This is a genomic window from Pedobacter ginsenosidimutans (assembly GCF_001442625.1).
Taxonomy (GTDB): Bacteria; Bacteroidota; Bacteroidia; order Sphingobacteriales; family Sphingobacteriaceae; genus Pedobacter; species Pedobacter ginsenosidimutans.
This window is the reverse complement of record NZ_LMZQ01000010.1, coordinates 126,659-143,062: the sequence shown is the minus strand read 5'-3', so window position 1 is coordinate 143,062 and position 16,404 is coordinate 126,659. Positions and strand designations below refer to the sequence as shown.

Below are 16,404 nucleotides of genomic sequence, written 5' to 3'. Positions count from 1 at the left end.
TATGCGCCCCTGAATTTTTAATGCACTATTAAAGGATTGTGCGTATGGAACTGCAAACTGAAAGCTGTCAATTGATAACTTTCTAAATTAATCTTTGTAATTTTCGCACACTATTTAAATTCAATGAAGCTTAATATTCAACCAACCGTAATTTTTAGAACACCTAAATTTTCATATCAATCTGAACTGGTAGATTGCTGGGAGGAATTAAAAGCGGCAATAGCAATATCTTCTGCAACATTTTACGAAACCATAAAAGAAGTAAAGGCAAACGAACTTAAAGATCTTCCACCTAAAATTTATTTTACCATCTGGAAATATTTTAACCGTGCGAAATTCCGGTCAACCCCTTATGGCACTTTTGCTGGTTTTAGTTTGTTAAGCGATGCCATTAAATCATCAGAAAGCAGAATAATAGTTGAAGAAGCCCAAAAGGTACGCGAACTGGTTGATTGGCCTTATAAGAATAATATTCAATTGCCATTGGCAGAAGTGCTGCGAAAGAACTGCCTAATATTTAGTAACACTAGTTATTATTTAACGCCCAACAGTATCCGGTATATAGCCTGTACCGAAGGTGTTTTTGAACTTGCTGAGTTAGATCAAGACGACTTTGTAAAGCAAATATTGTCTGCTTGCTTAACGCCGATTAGGCTTAACGATCTGGTAAAACAATTAAATTTAAATGATGCTGAAACCGAAAACCTGTTTGCTTTGCTGCAGGATATGCACGATTTACAGCTTGTTTTTACTAATTACGATCCTAATATTATAGGAGATGATTATTTTGAACGTTTAGGGCTCACTGCTACCGCTGAGTTGCCAAAATATCTTATTGCGCAACGCACAGCATTATCTGGTGGTATTAATGAACGTTTGCTTCAGGCTATTCCAGGTTTGATCAATATGCTCCATGGTGTAATGCCCGCAAAAGATCGTGATGCCCTTAGCCAGTTTCAGATCAGGTTTAAAAAGAAATTCGAAGATCAGGAAGTGCCACTATTATTGGCACTAGATCCAGAAATGGGTGTAGGCTACGATGAGCTGGAGCAAGCTGGTCAAAACAGCGAGTTTATCACACGCTTTAATACTAAGCCGCTGAAAAAAGCGGGGTCAGAAAATATTAAAACAGCATTAAAAACATTCCTGACGGAACAAAACTTCGAAAAAGGTAAAACTGTTTATCTGAACAAACTTACCTTGACGCCGAATCAGAAATTAGCAGCCTTACCCAATTCATTTAGCATGGTAATGTCTGTTCATGACGATTTGATTTTTGTCGAACAGATAGGTGGAGCAACATCAAATGCATTAAGCGGAAGATTTACAATGGCAGCCGATGATGTAGCACAATATGCTAAAGACATAGCGGGCGCAGAACAACAAGCAAACCCCGAGGTTTTGTTTTTTGATGTGGCCTATATGGTAGAGGCCAATGTAGATAATGTAAACAGGCGAAAACTGATTTATGGGCATCAATTATCAATCTTAAATTTTGATACCTCAGCATCGCCACTTGCCTTAAATGATATACAGATTTCAATTCGGGGCACAGAGATTATTCTTCGCTCTAAACATTTAAATAAACGGCTCGTACCAAGAATGGCTTCTGCGTACAACTACATCCGTTCAGATCTTTCTGTATTTAGGTTACTGTGCGATTTGCAACATCAAGGCTTACAAACAAATCTTTCCTTTCCACTTGATACTATTTTCCCTGATTTGGATTATTATCCAAGGTTACAGTATCAAAATATAGTTTTAAGTAGTAATAAATGGAGAGTTAAAAAAGAAGCCCTTTTAGGTGCCGGTCAAAAGTCGCTTTCTGTCGCCAACTGTAGGTCATATCTGAGCAATTTAGGCGTTAGCGAATATTTTAAAGCAGGTATATCCGATCAGACATTATGCTTTGCCCTACAAAACGACGATGATATAAATGCTTTTCTGCAATACCTGCAAAAACATGGAAGTACATACATCGAAGAAGTGTTACTGCCTCAAAACAGTATTGTGGTTGATGAAGCCACTAAACCCTATTTAGCTCAGTTTGTTTTAAGTATAAGTCATGGCGAACAGATTTATCGTGGTTTGGCTAAAACATCTGCAAATGCTGAGGTAACACGATTTTTCCTGCCGGGTAAAGAATGGCTGTATTTCGAAATTTATTGCCATCAGCAACGCAGCGATCAGATTCTGACAGAAGTAATCGCACCCTTCATATCCACGCATGCTGATCAGGTCAAATCGTGGTTTTTTATCCGCTACAATGAAAATGGAAACCACATCAGGTTTAGGATTCAGCTAAACAATCCAAGGGATGGGCAGCTGTTAACATCAAAACTCATGGATGATCTGGAATTATTTTTAAATTCAGGTTTGGTGTCTGATGTACAGATTAAAACCTATAAGCGAGAGTTAGAGCGTTATGGAAGTAACATGATCGAAGATGTTGAGCAGCATTTTGAGCTGGACAGCGAATTTGTATTATCACTTTTAGCAACCCAGGCTGATGATTTTAACAAATATAAAGGGTGTAGCCTTTTGGTCTCAAAGATTATCGAATCCAACATTCTGGATAAGCTGGCTATCCATAAAATAGTGAAGTTAATGTCTGATACCTTTAATGAAGAACATCGATTGGATGCTGCTGATTTTAAACAATTAAACAACCACTATCAGGAGTTCCGTAAAACAGAATGGACGGCGTTAACAACAGATCAGGAGCGGGAGTTCAATGAGTTTTCGGATTCGTTTACCAAAATTCTTAAACAATGTGCTCCCGAAAACGCACTAAAGCTATTAACCGATTTAATGCATATGCACGTAAATAGACTTTTCAGCAAAGATCAGCGGACCCACGAAATGGTTATGTATTATTTTCTGCTAAAAGATATCCAGCGTCAAAATGCAATGAAAGCTTAACGGTTTAACCTGGCCAAAGGATTAACAACAGTTACATTTATTTCAGTAATATACCGGTTAAGCGGGTCTTTGTAATACTTGAATGAATAATCATTGCCGTAAAAATTACTAAGGCGCTTGCCAATATTGTCAATCCCTACATGATGGCTTTCTGTCTGTTTGCCCTTATTATCATTAATCATGTTTATGGTAGTGATACTAAGATTATCCTTTTGGTAAGCAATTTTAATAAGGGCCTGTTGAGTTGAGTGCGAAACATTTCCATGCTTAAATATGTTTTCAACCAAAGTTAATAAGATAAGCGGTGGAAATCTTAATCCGAACATATCGCCCGTTACCTCAAGTTCCAGATTAATTGTGTTCGCCGTTCGGAGTTTATGCAGATTAATCAGGTGCTCAATTTGCTCAATTTCTTCACTTAGTGGAACCATTTCTGATGCTTCAGGACGTTTTAGGGCATAACGCATCATTTCGGCCAGATTCATAATTGCATCTGCTGCCATAGGTGCCTTTTTGCGGGCGTCGTTATAAATAAAGTTTAAAGTATTAAATAGAAAGTGTGGATTGATCTGACTCCGCAGATAATTATTCTGCGATTGTACCAGGTCGTTCTCTAAAGCCTGTTTCTCTATTTGCGTAACGAGGTTCTGACGCTCTAATGCTTCTACTTTCTTCTGATCCTGAAATGATTTGATTAGATAAACATAACCCGTTGCAAAGCCGATATAGTATAGAGAGCGATAAGTACAGGGAAGAATAAATTCACGGTCGAATGGAACTGGCCCGCTTACCCTGATAAAACCTAGTTTTATAAATACTAATCCAGAATAGTAGTTAAATAAAGTATACGCACAAATATTGAGAATGATAAGTAACGAAATTTTTACCGGTTTTAACTTTAAATTTTTATTACTTAAGAGTTTGTTGAGAAAAAAAGCATGGACATAAAATACAGTAATGTTGCTAAGATAAATAAGAATGTAAACACCAGTTGGCCTGAAAGACCTCGATACTAAACCAAGTATAAATACCTCATAAATGATGTAAATACCCCAAATAAAAAGATGAAGTTTGTAATTATGGAGGAATTTTTTGAGGTTGAAAAAGATCATTTTATTGCTTTTTATCTATTAAAATCGGGTTTTTATCTTCTAAAAATGGGGTTTTGTGTAAAAAACTAGTTGTGTTGTGTTTTGAGTTGCACCTTTACAGAAATTAATAACAACAATAAATAATCACACATTAAATATTATATCATGAAAGCTCAACACACAACTAAACTTGCTAAAAAAACTGTTTTCGTTTATAAAAATATCAAAGCTGAAAACAATTTTTCAACACATCCAACTGGTGATCAAAGCCAAACTGTAGTAACAAATGCTACCTGGATATTCGGACTTTAATTTAATATTACTATCCTACTGGTTTCTGTTGGATTTTAACAAACTGCTCTGTACATAGGCGAAGAAAGCTTCTTTATAACCTTCGCCAATTTGGATCATCTCGTTATTTACCAAACGGATTATATTTCCATCTACTTTTTTAATTGCCGCTTTAGCAACAATGTTCGATTTATTAACACGGATAAATGCGTGGTTTTCTAAGGCCTTTTCAATTTCCTTAAGTGTAAGGTAGGTAGTGTGGGTTTCAGATTTAGTAATAATCTGTATATAATTCTGTAGCGCTTTGATGTAAAGTATTTCATCAATAGCGATGTTAGAAAAAGCATATTTATGGTCGCCTTTAATATAAAGTGCCGCTACCTGATCAGCTTCTTTCGTGCTCACTTTGGTATTATTTGCTTCCTTTTTTAAAATCCTGTCAATACCTAGTGCAAATTTTGCAAAGGAAATAGGTTTTAATAAGTACTGGTCTGATTGTACATCAAATGCTTGCAAGGCATAATCCGGATGCGCAGTAGTAAAAATCAAATATTTTGCTTTTTCTCTGATATTTTTAGCCAGTTCCAATCCATTGATTCCTGGCATATCAATATCCATAAACAATAAATCAATTTCGTCCTCAATACTGATTTCAGTAAGTGCTTGGACAGGGCTGGTAAAAGTTTTAAAAACGGTTAAACCAGGCATTTCTGCAATGTGGTCAGTTAACACTTCAATTGCATGTTGCTCGTCGTCTATAACAACGCATTTTAGATTCATGAGTATAAATATGTTTGTTTTATTTGATTTGAATGCAAGTTAAATAAAAATGAATTGAATTAACAAATGCGCCAAAAAAACTTATCCCAGGTTTCGTCTAAAAAAAACACAGGTTTCGTGTAATATTCTGGGTAGTTGATGTAAAAAAATTATCCAGCCCCCTTCTTTTTATAATCTTTATACTGTTTGCCAAAAACAAAATAATTAGCAGTGAAAACTACTAATTGTGAAAAACATCTACCTGCCCAATCTTGTGTAGCCTGTAGATAATAAAATTAAAAACAGGCCATACAATACTGGGTTAAAGATTTATTAAAACCAAAAAACAAAAAATACCGAAAAGCAAAGAAACATTCCCCTACATCTACCAAGCCTCCACATGAAACACAACGAATACGAGTATTTACTTAATAAAATCTACTACAAGGGGATTCTAAAAAATCAAGGAATCAACGCAGATATGTACCAGAGAATGCAAAATGAATATAGCAATCTTGATGGACAAAACCTTGCTAAGGGCCAATTAGATGGCGAATACGCATTCAGAAAATCTTTCCTGGTTGTTCGTAACTACGTTCAGCAGGCGATAAAAGATGGTATGAAAAGTTTTCAGTTTACCATGCGAGCAACTGATATCAATAAATTGACTTATATGATTGATATGTTGAACAGAAATTTTTTTGATAAACAAAGTTTAGATCAAATTATTATCACTGCAAATTCGGTATTTAACCAATACAATTTAAAAAATTAACTACCTAATAATAGATAACATCATGGAATTGAAAGACGAAATCGGGCAGTTTGCCGTAAGAATTAAGAAAATGCTTCCACAAGTTCAATCTGAAGATTTAACAAGGAATGCGTTAGTTATGCCTTTTATCCAAATCTTAGGATTTGATCCTTCTGAGGTTCAATCTGAAGCTGTTCTAGACTTCGGGGTTAAAAAAAGTAAAAAAGTTGATTACACCATTATGAAAGATGGCGAACCAACAATTTTGGTGGAATGTAAACACCATGCTGAAAATTTAGATATCCATGATTCACGCTTATCTAAGTATTTCCGTAAAACAAAAGCCAAATATGGTTTATTAACCAATGGTTTGGTATACCGCTTTTATACAGAGAAAATGGTGAGATCGAAGAAAAATCAAGAGCCATTGTTCGAATTTAAAATAACCGATACTAAAGCGGCTACGATTGCCAAAATGATCGAAGACCATAAAGACTACTTCAATGTAGATCAAAAGCAGGCGCCAATAGCAAGCTAAACAATATTAATTTTAATCTAAGAGTTCCCGAAAATTCTTACCTAAAAGTTCCGACCTAATCGGGACTTTTTTTGTGAGTTTAGCCTAAAAACAAAAGGGCGAAATCGATCAGATTCCGCCCTTTAATATATAATTTAAGTATTGCAGATTAAATCAGCTCTACACTTCTGCTTACAAAAGCTGTTAATTCTGCGCCAGTTAACATACCCTGCGCTAAAAGTGCTAAATCTACCGCTTGTTTAGCCAGGTTGCGCTGCTCTTCTCCTTCAGTTTTTAAAATTTTACTAACCAATTTATGGTTTCCATTAATGGCAACCTTGTAGTTGTCTGGCATCTGGCCATAAAAGCCCATTCCGCCACCCATTGCAGCCATATCTTTCATCCGGCGCATAAATTCATCCATGGTAATGGTAACGGGTAATTCTTCAGGGTGTAAAGCCACAATTTCTACATGCATACCTGGTTTGGTAATGGCTTTTTCAAAAATTGCAGTTACTTCTTTTACCTGATCTTCAGTTAAAACGTGCTCGTTCTGCTCATCTTTCTCAATTAATTTATCTGCAACACTTGAGTCAACACGTTTGATTGATGTTTTCTCTAGTTTTTGCTCCAATTGATTAATAAAGTGATTGTCGATTGGCGAATCCAATACTAAAACATCGTAATCTTTTTTATTGGCCGATTGGATAAACGCATCTTGCTTAGCGGCATCATTGGTATATAAATAAACAACCGTGCCGTTCTTATCGGTTTGTAATGCTGTTACCTTCTCTTTATACTCAGGAAGCGTGAAAAGCTCATTTTTAGTGTTTCCAACTAAAGCGAAATCTTTGGCTTTATCATAAAACTTCTCTTCACTGATCATCCCGTATTTTACAAAAAGGCCAATATCTTTCCATTTATCTTCGTAAGCTTTACGGTCTTTAGCAAATAACTCACCTAATTTATCAGCAACCTTTTTAGTAATGTAGTTGTTGATCTTTTTAACGTTGCTGTCGGCCTGTAAGAAACTACGAGATACATTTAAAGGAATATCCGGAGAGTCGATTACACCGTGCAATAACATCAAAAACTCAGGAACAATATCTTTAACCTCATCGGTAATAAATACCTGGCGAGAGTACAATTTAATTTTGTTGCGCTGCATTTCGAAATCGTTTTTCAATTTAGGGAAATACAGTACGCCTGTTAAATTAAAAGGATAATCAACATTTAAGTGGATCCAGAATAATGGTTCTTCACTAAATGGATATAATTCGCGGTAAAAGTTTAAATAATCCTCGTCTGACAAATCTGCAGGAGCTTTTGTCCAGATCGGGTTGGTGGTGTTGATAATGTTATCAACCTCAACATCGTTATACTTCGCTTTACCTTCTTCATCTACGCCATCTTCAACAGATTCTGTTTTAGTACCAAACTTAATTGGAACCGGTAAAAACTTAGCGTATTTATCAAGAATTTCCTGCAGTTTACTTTCTTCTAAAAACTCTTCCGAATCTTTGTTTACATGGAGGATAATATCAGTACCACGTGTAGTTTTAGTGCCTTCAGTAATTTCAAATTCTGTACTGCCATCGCAAACCCAACGTGCAGGTTCAGCGCCATCCTGGTATGATAAAGTTTGAATCTCAACTAAATCTGCAACCATAAATGCCGAGTAGAAACCTAGACCGAATTTACCAATGATTTCATTGGCATCTTTAGCATCTTTAAATTTCTCTACAAACTCACTTGCGCCAGAAAATGCAACCTGGTTAATGTATTTTTTAATCTCTTCGGCTGTCATCCCCAAACCATTATCGCTAATGGTAATGGTTTTTGCATCCTTATCAACCGCAACTTGTACCAATGGTTGACCAACTTCGCCATTAAACTGACCTAATGAACCTAGTCTTTTAATTTTCTGGACTGCATCTACTGCGTTAGAAACCAACTCACGAAGAAAAATTTCGTTATCAGAGTATAAAAACTTCTTAATTATCGGGAAAATATTCTCGGTATGTATGGAGATATTTCCTTTTTCCTGTATGCTCATATGTAAATAAATTGTTTAATCTACATCCTGCATAACAAGGGTTGTTCCAAAAGAATTTGTTTGCCAAAATGACAGCATCCATAAATCCGTTATTGCTGGTTCCATGGTCTGTGTCTCACAGACCACTAGTTGCTTTTATTATTATACAGCTTAAATCATGATTTGGAAAGCAAAGCCTCAGTATTATTTATTGAAAAGTTACTCCTCTTCTCCGTAAGCCAGTTCAATATCAATAAACTGAATAACCAGCGCACAAATATTGCCATCAATGTCAAAACCATAATAAACAGGGTAGGTACCATCACCAAAGCCACTTTGAAAAAATGGAATATGGTAATCGGTTCCGGGGATTTTCCAGTTGATCCAATCGCCACCTTCGCGTTGGTAATCTGGGTTTTCAGCATAATTACTTGCAAAAAGTGCCGCGAAGTAATCATCGTACAGGTTTTTGCCGGGATTCTCTTTATTAAACTTGTCTTGAAATGAACAGAAATGCTTTAACGTTTCTTTATCCAGTACACAAGCCAGGCCTGCATCTACATTAAAACCAAAAAATTCTCCTTCATTAAAATCAACAAGGTCTTCTGTGCCTATTAGTGCTTCTTCAAAGTGTATTGCATCATAAGCTGTAAATTGCACTTTAACGGCAGCATATCTGGCACAATCTTCACCGTCGGGAACAACTACGGCTGCAGTTACCGGAAATTCGCCTCTAGGGACTTTAATTAAATACGGTTCAGCATCTTTTTGGACATATACAAGTGGGTCCCTGACCAGAATTTCTCCTGTTGGAATAGAAACACTTCCCAGTTCTAGGTGATCTATTTTTTTACCAGCTACTGAAGTTTCCTCAAAATAATCATTCAAATTATTGGGGCAGGCTAATAAATTACGTTTCTCGTTCCAGATTTTTAACCATTCGTTGCTTGGTATCATGGTAATTAAATTTGTTCGATAGGAAGATAAATTTTATTTTTTTAAATAAAAAAGCCAAGAAGATTTAAAAATCCGCCTGGCTAAATATTTTAATGTTGGATGAACTTAATTTAAAAGAAAACTTGGTTTATCTTCTTCAAGTGAAAGAATTTTAGTGATCTTTTTAAGCAATACATCCATTTGGAATGGTTTTGATAAGAAATCGTCCTGACCGTAGTTTAAGGTTGTAAAATCTTTTGGATCGTATAAACCAGAAATCAATAATATTGGAATTTTAGAAGTACTTTCAATTGATTTTAACTGTTCGCACAGCACACGCCCGTCGATATGCCCAAGAGAAATATCCAGTAAGATTAAATCAGGACTAAATTTTTCAATTCTGTTAAAAATTTCTTCACCATCATTTAGTGCCGAAACTTTAAATCCTCCGATTTCCAGTATTAATTGTATGGTTTCTAAAACCTCAATATCATCGTCTACTACCAGTATTCTCTTCATATGTGTTAGCATTTATATGCCGTTAAAAAATATAACAAAAGTTTATGTTGTTATGTTTACAATCTTAAGGATATTTTAACAATAAATTTATAGTAGATAAAAATTAGACTTCGATTTTAACTCGCTTGTTGTACGATGCCTTCTTTATTTAAGATAAAATTAAATAACTCTTCGATAGGTTTCTGTAGTATTTTCCCAGGCTCAATGCCATTTTCTAATAACACCGAAATTAATGTTTCCTGATAATAATAAGCTATAGAGCCTACAAAATGGCATGGAACGTTTTTATGTTTAGGATAATCTTTAACATTCGTATCTACAAATTCCTGAAAGCCAGTTCTTAAAATATCCTGAATAAATGGATGGTCTTTGTGGCTGGCCATGAAACGGCTAAAACCTGCTAAATAGATATTTGGGAAAGGTTTTTGATATACATTAGTAATAATTTGTTCCTTTTCTGCAGGGAAAGATTTTTTAAACTCTGCCGCTAAGTTTGATGGCATTTTATTGTACATATAGCTTAAAAGAACTTTTTTCCCAAAGAAAGTGCCAGAGCCTTCATCGCCAAGTACATAACCTAAGCCATGGTGGCCATCGTGGATTTTTTTTCCATCGAAATAACAGATATTCGATCCGGTGCCTAAAATACAGTTTAAGCCTTCAGCATTTCCGCAGGTAGCATATACCGAGCCCAGAAGATCGTGATCTACTGAAATAAAAGCATTACCAAAAACGGCCGACAGGCCATTTGAGACTACTTCATGTTTGTCTGGTGAAGAACAACCGGCTCCAAAAAAGTAGATTTCTTTTACCTCATCAGCATATTGTAATAAGGGTTCATTTTTAGAAATCAGCTTGGTAATTTCCTGCTCACTTAAGAAATAAGGGTTTATTCCAGGAGTGCTAAATTTAATGGTTTCGCCATTGTGATAGCCCATCCAATCGGTTTTTGATGAGCCACTATCTGCAACAAGTATCATGGGACTAAATATAAAAATTAATTAGATAAATTTATATTTCCACTGATTTCTTTCAGTGTTGTTTCGGCAATTTTGGCCTGATATTGCATTTCGATGAAACGGTTCTGTGCGTCTATTGCATTTCGCTGGGCTTCTCTTAACTCTAAAGGGGCAATACTACCCAAACGGTATTTTGCTAAGGTTATATCTAGGTTTTCTTTTGCAATATCTACATTCCGTTGTTCTAATTTAATCAGATCCAGGTAGGTGCTATAATTTTGATAAGCAGTAAGCAACTGTGAGTTTACATCAAGTTTGGTTTTGTTTAAAGTAAGGGTAGAGTTGTCGATCTCTATCTTTGCATTGCGCTCTTGCTGGCGCTGTAAAAAACCATTAAATAAATTTATACTTGCGGTAACGCCGTAGGTAAATCCATTTGCTGCAAATTTTTGGTTAAAGCCCGTGGGGCTGGTACTGTTTGCCCTGCTGTATCCAGAGTTTAAACTGATAGATGGATATCTTGCACCGCGTACAGATTTTAAGGTCAGGGAAGCTATCCGCTGATTGATGAAGGCATTCTGTACATTAGGGTTCTGTTGCTCGGCCATTTCGGCCATTTTGCTAAAGAGGATACCTTTATCTACGTCAATGTTATTAACAACAGAGAAGGAAGTGCCAATATCTCTCACCATTAATTGATTCAAACGAATTTTGGCTACCTGTAAGGCATTTTTGGTCTGCAGGTAATTTGAAGTATCGGTATTATAATCAACCTGCGCGGTTAATACATCCAGTTTAGAACCGCGGCCAAGCTGCAGTTTTGTTTTGGCAATACTGGTACGCAGTACCGAAACATCCATAGCACTATCAGCTGCTATAACCAATTGCTGCTGTCTTACAATATCATAATAGGCCGTAATTACATCGGCTACAGTGGTTAAAATGGTCAAACGTGCATTTAATTCGCCCTGTTTTTGCAGTTCTTTTAAGCGGTCGTAATTGGCGAACATGCTAAAACCATCAAAAATGGTCCAGTTTAAATCGGCTCCATAACTGTTATTGGTACTTTTTGCTCCTGTAATAACCCGATCAGGACCAGTTGCAGGGGTTTGCCGGGTGTTTTGGATACTTCCACCATTGGTATAACTTCCTGTTAAATTAGGCAACATACCAGCATTGCCAATATTGGCATTATTCTTTGCCATATCGATCTGGTTTTTACTGATTTTAATGTCGTAATTATTCTGTAAAGCAATGGTAATGGCCTCCTGCAAGCTCAGCTGTTCTTGTGCAAAGCCCGAAAGGGATAAGCTTAGCAGTAGGATAAATATTTTTAATTTCTTGCTCATCTTATTCTTCTGTGTGTAAAGCTTCTTGTTCAAAACGATGGGCTTCTTTCAATTCTTTATTCGGTTTGTATGGTTTAGCCCAGTAAGAGTAAATAGCAGGGATTACAAATAAGGTTAAAACCAAAGAGAATAAGGTGCCACCAACAATTACGGTTCCCATACTCATTCTACTTTTTGCAGCCGCTCCTAAAGCCAATGCAATAGGTAGTGCACCAATGGCAATGGCCAAACTGGTCATTAAAATTGGACGCAAACGCGAAACAGCAGCTTCACGTATGGCTTCAGGGATTGGAATGCCTTTTTCTTTTAACTGGTTGGCAAACTCAACAATTAAAATACCATTTTTAGTTACCAGACCAATAAGCATAATGGTACCGATCTGGCTGAAGATATTCCAGCTTTGGCCACATAACCATAGCGATAAAAATGCACCGGCAACAGCCATGGGTACGGTTAAAATAATGATAATCGGATCTTTGAAGCTCTCAAACTGTGCCGAAAGAATTAAATAAACAAGTAGGAGGGCCAAACCAAATGCAAAGAAGGTATTTGAAGAACTTTCTTTAAAATCCCGAGATTCTCCGCTTAAATCAGTAGAGAAAGTTTCATCCAATACTTTTTTAGAAATGGCGTCCATGGCATCTATACCTTCACCAATACTTTTTCCTGGTGCTAACCCTGCCGAAACAGTTGCTGCAATAAAACGGTTGTTCCTGTACAGTTGTGGTGGACTACTCTCTTCTTTAGCAGTAACCACATTGTCGAGCTGAACCAATTCGCCCTTATCATTACGTACGTAAACCGAGCTCAAATCTAATGGATCTTTCCGGTCTCCACGATCGAACTGGCCAATTACCTGGTATTGTTTTCCATTCATGAAGAAATACGAAAACCTTTGACCACTTAAACCTAAATTTAAGGTTTGGGCAATAGCAGATATGGAAACGCCTAAATTTTTGGCTTTATCCCTGTCGATGGTTAAATTAATTTCAGGCTTGTTAAATTTCAGGTTCACATCCGAAACGGTGAATGTTGGATCTTTCGATACTGCATCCATAAACAAAGGAATTTTCTCCCTTAATTTTTCAAAATTTTGTGCCTGAATGATATAACTGATCGGTAAACCTCCACGACGGCCAACTGAGATGGTTGGTTGTTGATTTACAATGGTTTTCCCCTCGGTATATTTCTTTGTAATGCGGGTAAGCATATCGGCAATGTCTTTTTGCGAACGCTCACGGTCTTCAGGATCAGTTAAACCCATCCTTACAAAACCAGAGTTTACCGAGCCTGAGCCACCAAAACCTGGCGAGGTAATGGTAATGTTCACATTTTTTTCGGGAACAGAATCCAGAACCAATTGGTTCAATTTCATAATAAACTGATCGGTATAGGTAAAAGATGCACCCTCAGGAGTAGTTGCATTAATGTTTATCGCACTTCTATCATCATAAGGAGCGGTTTCTTTTGGTAAAATCTTCCAGAATAAGAAAATTAGGCCCATACAAACCAAAATGATCGGAATGGATAGCCATCTTTTATTCAAAAATTTATTCAGGTTCGATTCGTAGGCATCGTTTAACTTTACAAAATAGGGTTCGGTCCAATTGTAAAACCTGGATGGTTTATGTCCACCTTTTTTCATCAGGTAGGCATTTAACATTGGTGTTAAAGTAAGCGATACAAAGGCCGAGACCAGTACTGCTGCACCGATTACTACCCCGAACTCTCTAAATAAGCGGCCAACAAATCCTTGCAAGAAAATTACCGGTAAGAATACGGCTGCAAGGGTAATGGAGATCGAAATTACAGCAAAAAAGATTTCGTTCGATCCTTTTATGGCTGCTTCGAAAGGCGACATCCCTTCTTCTACCTTTTTAAAGATATTTTCGGTAACCACAATACCATCATCTACCACCAGACCTGTTGCCAGTACGATGGCTAACAGACTCAAAACATTAATTGAGAACCCAAAGGCGTACATAATAAAGAAAGTGAAAATCAACGATACCGGAATATCGATCAATGGCCTGAAGGCAATAGCCCAATCTCTAAAGAAAAGGTAAATGATCAAAATTACCAGTACCAATGATAAACCAATGGTCTCGGCAACTTCGGTTACCGAGCGTTTGATAAATAGTGTATTATCTAATGCAACTTTCAGTTTAATGTCTTGGGGGATATCGGCTTTTAGCTTATCAAAACGCTTGTAAAACTCTTTACTGATATCGAGGTAATTGGCTCCAGGCTGAGGGATAATGGCGATGGCCACCATCGGTCTGCCTGATTCGCGTAAAATGGTTTCCTCATTTTCTGGTCCTAAAACCGCATAACCTACATCTTTTAATTTGATTACCTGGTTGCTATCTGTTTTCAGGATCAGGTTGTTAAACTCGCTTTCGTTGGTCAGTTTTCCTAAAGTTTTAACCGTTAGTTCGGTAGTAGCTCCGGTGATTTTTCCTGATGGAAGCTCTACGTTTTCATTATCTAAAGCGGTAACAATATCCTGCGAAGTTAAGCCATAAGCACTTAGTTTATTCGGGTCCATCCAGATACGCATGGCATATTTTCGTTGCCCCTGGATTTGAACGCTGCTTACACCAGGAATGGTTTGGATACGGTCGGCAATTACGTTTTCAGCGAAATCACTTAATTCCAGTGTATTGCGTTTATCGCTCTGGATCGTCATCGATAAAATCGGGTCAGAGTTTGCATCGGCCTTACTTACTACCGGTAAACCGTCAATATCTTTTGGTAAGGTACGGGCTGCCTGCGATACTTTGTCACGTACATCATTCGCGGCCTCTTCTATATTTTTATCGAGGTTAAACTCTATGGTGATATTGCTTGTTCCCTGGTTGCTTGATGAAGAAATATTTCGGATACCATCAATTGAATTGATCGATTTTTCTAAAGGTTCGGTAATTTGTGATTCGATAATATCTGAGTTGGCACCAGGATAGGAAGTCCTTACCGAAACCACCGTTGGGTCGATAGATGGGTACTCGCGCACACCTAAAAAGGTATAGCCGATTATCCCGAAAAGGACAATCAATAAGTTCATCACAATGGCCAAAACCGGCCTTTTTATACTCGTGGTGGAGATACTCATAATTATTGTTTAACCAAATGAACTTTTACTGGAGCATCTTTTTTTAAGGCCATCGATCCGGTAGTTAACACCGTATCGCCAACTTTTAATCCTGACGTAATTACAATATTTTCATCGGTACGTGTACCGGCTTCTACTTTAACCTCCTGTGCTTTTCCACCTTTTTGGATATAAACAATCTTACCTTTTAAAACAGGAATAACTGCTTCGTTAGGAATAAGAATAGCATTTTGAAGGGTATTTAAAGCCAGTTTAATTTTGGCGAACGAGCCAGGTAATAAAAGATTATCGGCATTTGGAGCCAGCGCTCTGATCTGTAATGTTCTGGTTGCAGCGTTAATTCCAGGTTCAATGGCATAAACCTTTCCTTTATTCTCTTTGGAAGAACCATCAGTGGTAAAGGTAATTTCCGAATTCAGTTTAATCTGCCCGGCATATTTTTCAGGAACAGAAAATGTAATTTTAACCGGGTTGGTGCTCACCAAATTGGCAATTACGGTGGCTGGTGTTAAATATGTTCCTGCAGAAATACTACGTAAACCCACTCTGCCGGTAAAAGGTGCACGGATAGTCGTTTTAGCCAGTTGTGCCCTGATTAATTGTGCCTGTGCCTGTAGCGATTTTAAATCGGCTAGCGCTGTATCATATTCTTCCTGACTGATTGCACCTTTGGCCAAAAGCTGTTTTGCCCGGTTTTCGTTTGTTCCCGAGAGTTTTTGCTTGGTTAGTGCATCCTGCAATTGCGCCTGTATATCTCTGTCGTTTACTTTAACCAGTACACTTCCTTTTGATACCGTTGTGCCTTCTTTAAAATAGATACCGGTAACCAATCCAGATACTTCACTTTTTAATACAACAGATTCGTTTGCATCAATAGCACCAGTTACCTCCAGATCATTATCAAATGATACCGGTTTTACGATGATTCCGTCAACTACCAATGGTGCAGAAGCGCCTCCTTTACCACCAGTTTTACCTTTTCCTGCCCCGGCAGATGCTCCGCCTTTCCCTTCGAGTTTTTTATTTGCGTTAATTCTGTAATAGACCAAATAAGCCAAGCCTATAGCTAAAACAGCATAGATAATATACCTTTTCTTCATGTTTCTTTTTGTGTCGTGCGTATTCCGAACATTAAAATAAGATTAATATTCTAGAATTAG

The 16,404-nt window shown here is 37.1% G+C and carries 13 protein-coding genes; 4 read left to right on the top strand and 9 right to left on the bottom strand.

Annotated features, from left to right (window positions below; all coding sequences use genetic code 11):
* Window positions 1-123 precede the first annotated feature (123 nt).
* Window positions 124-2,922, top strand: coding sequence for a lantibiotic dehydratase (locus tag ASU31_RS15155; protein ID WP_057933130.1), 2,799 nt, complete (start codon window positions 124-126; stop codon window positions 2,920-2,922).
* On the opposite strand, the gene ASU31_RS15150 is transcribed toward ASU31_RS15155, so the two are convergent.
* A complete protein-coding gene (locus ASU31_RS15150) occupies window positions 2,919-4,034 on the bottom strand; it encodes a sensor histidine kinase (RefSeq protein WP_057933129.1) in 1,116 nt (371 codons plus the stop codon). The two genes, ASU31_RS15155 and ASU31_RS15150, sit on opposite strands and share 4 nt — an antisense overlap.
* Before the next feature lie 144 nt (window positions 4,035-4,178).
* On the opposite strand from ASU31_RS15150, the gene ASU31_RS27525 reads away from it, so the two are divergent.
* Entirely contained in the window at window positions 4,179-4,325 is a 147-nt protein-coding gene (locus tag ASU31_RS27525) for a hypothetical protein (RefSeq protein ID WP_157258030.1), read from the top strand.
* 15 nt (window positions 4,326-4,340) lie between these two features.
* Here ASU31_RS27525 and ASU31_RS15145 read toward each other — a convergent pair whose 3' ends face one another.
* On the bottom strand, window positions 4,341-5,084 hold the full coding sequence (locus ASU31_RS15145; protein ID WP_057933128.1) for a LytR/AlgR family response regulator transcription factor: 744 nt from the start codon (window positions 5,082-5,084) through the stop codon (window positions 4,341-4,343).
* A gap of 379 nt (window positions 5,085-5,463) precedes the next feature.
* On the opposite strand from ASU31_RS15145, the gene ASU31_RS15140 reads away from it, so the two are divergent.
* Together ASU31_RS15140 and ASU31_RS15135 are read left to right on the top strand one after the other, a co-directional pair.
* On the top strand, window positions 5,464-5,838 hold the full coding sequence (locus ASU31_RS15140) for a hypothetical protein (RefSeq protein WP_057933127.1): 375 nt from the start codon (window positions 5,464-5,466) through the stop codon (window positions 5,836-5,838).
* 22 nt (window positions 5,839-5,860) lie between these two features.
* Window positions 5,861-6,355 carry a type I restriction enzyme HsdR N-terminal domain-containing protein gene (locus tag ASU31_RS15135; RefSeq protein WP_057933126.1) on the top strand — a complete coding sequence of 165 codons (495 nt, stop codon included), beginning with the start codon at window positions 5,861-5,863 and terminating at the stop codon, window positions 6,353-6,355.
* Between the two features lie 148 nt (window positions 6,356-6,503).
* Here the strand turns inward: ASU31_RS15135 and htpG are convergent, their stop codons facing one another.
* From htpG to ASU31_RS15100, 7 genes are all read right to left on the bottom strand, one after another.
* Window positions 6,504-8,390: a molecular chaperone HtpG gene (htpG, locus tag ASU31_RS15130; RefSeq protein WP_209434997.1), complete on the bottom strand. Its 1,887-nt coding sequence runs from the start codon at window positions 8,388-8,390 to the stop codon at window positions 6,504-6,506.
* A gap of 198 nt (window positions 8,391-8,588) precedes the next feature.
* Window positions 8,589-9,326, bottom strand: coding sequence for a DUF4241 domain-containing protein (locus ASU31_RS15125; protein ID WP_057933125.1), 738 nt, complete (start codon window positions 9,324-9,326; stop codon window positions 8,589-8,591).
* A 105-nt stretch (window positions 9,327-9,431) separates the two neighbouring features.
* Entirely contained in the window at window positions 9,432-9,824 is a 393-nt protein-coding gene (locus tag ASU31_RS15120) for a response regulator (RefSeq protein ID WP_051691826.1), read from the bottom strand.
* 116 nt (window positions 9,825-9,940) lie between these two features.
* Window positions 9,941-10,804, bottom strand: coding sequence for a hypothetical protein (locus ASU31_RS15115; protein ID WP_057933124.1), 864 nt, complete (start codon window positions 10,802-10,804; stop codon window positions 9,941-9,943).
* 17 nt (window positions 10,805-10,821) lie between these two features.
* Window positions 10,822-12,132, bottom strand: a complete 1,311-nt coding sequence (locus tag ASU31_RS15110) for a TolC family protein (protein ID WP_057933123.1) — start codon at window positions 12,130-12,132, stop codon at window positions 10,822-10,824.
* A gap of 1 nt (window position 12,133) precedes the next feature.
* A complete protein-coding gene (locus ASU31_RS15105) occupies window positions 12,134-15,244 on the bottom strand; it encodes an efflux RND transporter permease subunit (RefSeq protein WP_057933122.1) in 3,111 nt (1,036 codons plus the stop codon).
* Window positions 15,245-15,246: 2 nt separating this feature from the next.
* Window positions 15,247-16,344 carry an efflux RND transporter periplasmic adaptor subunit gene (locus tag ASU31_RS15100; RefSeq protein WP_057933121.1) on the bottom strand — a complete coding sequence of 366 codons (1,098 nt, stop codon included), beginning with the start codon at window positions 16,342-16,344 and terminating at the stop codon, window positions 15,247-15,249.
* Window positions 16,345-16,404 lie beyond the last annotated feature (60 nt).

Coding starts and splice junctions, on each gene's coding strand:
- ASU31_RS15105 (WP_057933122.1), bottom strand. CDS start 15,244: ATGAGTATCTCCACCACGAGTATAAAAAGGCCGGTTTTGGCCATTGTG.
- ASU31_RS27525 (WP_157258030.1), top strand. CDS start 4,179: ATGAAAGCTCAACACACAACTAAACTTGCTAAAAAAACTGTTTTCGTT.
- ASU31_RS15135 (WP_057933126.1), top strand. CDS start 5,861: ATGGAATTGAAAGACGAAATCGGGCAGTTTGCCGTAAGAATTAAGAAA.
- ASU31_RS15140 (WP_057933127.1), top strand. CDS start 5,464: ATGAAACACAACGAATACGAGTATTTACTTAATAAAATCTACTACAAG.
- ASU31_RS15110 (WP_057933123.1), bottom strand. CDS start 12,132: ATGAGCAAGAAATTAAAAATATTTATCCTACTGCTAAGCTTATCCCTT.
- ASU31_RS15100 (WP_057933121.1), bottom strand. CDS start 16,344: ATGAAGAAAAGGTATATTATCTATGCTGTTTTAGCTATAGGCTTGGCT.
- ASU31_RS15150 (WP_057933129.1), bottom strand. CDS start 4,034: ATGATCTTTTTCAACCTCAAAAAATTCCTCCATAATTACAAACTTCAT.
- htpG (WP_209434997.1), bottom strand. CDS start 8,390: ATGAGCATACAGGAAAAAGGAAATATCTCCATACATACCGAGAATATT.
- ASU31_RS15155 (WP_057933130.1), top strand. CDS start 124: ATGAAGCTTAATATTCAACCAACCGTAATTTTTAGAACACCTAAATTT.
- ASU31_RS15120 (WP_051691826.1), bottom strand. CDS start 9,824: ATGAAGAGAATACTGGTAGTAGACGATGATATTGAGGTTTTAGAAACC.
- ASU31_RS15115 (WP_057933124.1), bottom strand. CDS start 10,804: ATGATACTTGTTGCAGATAGTGGCTCATCAAAAACCGATTGGATGGGC.
- ASU31_RS15145 (WP_057933128.1), bottom strand. CDS start 5,084: ATGAATCTAAAATGCGTTGTTATAGACGACGAGCAACATGCAATTGAA.
- ASU31_RS15125 (WP_057933125.1), bottom strand. CDS start 9,326: ATGATACCAAGCAACGAATGGTTAAAAATCTGGAACGAGAAACGTAAT.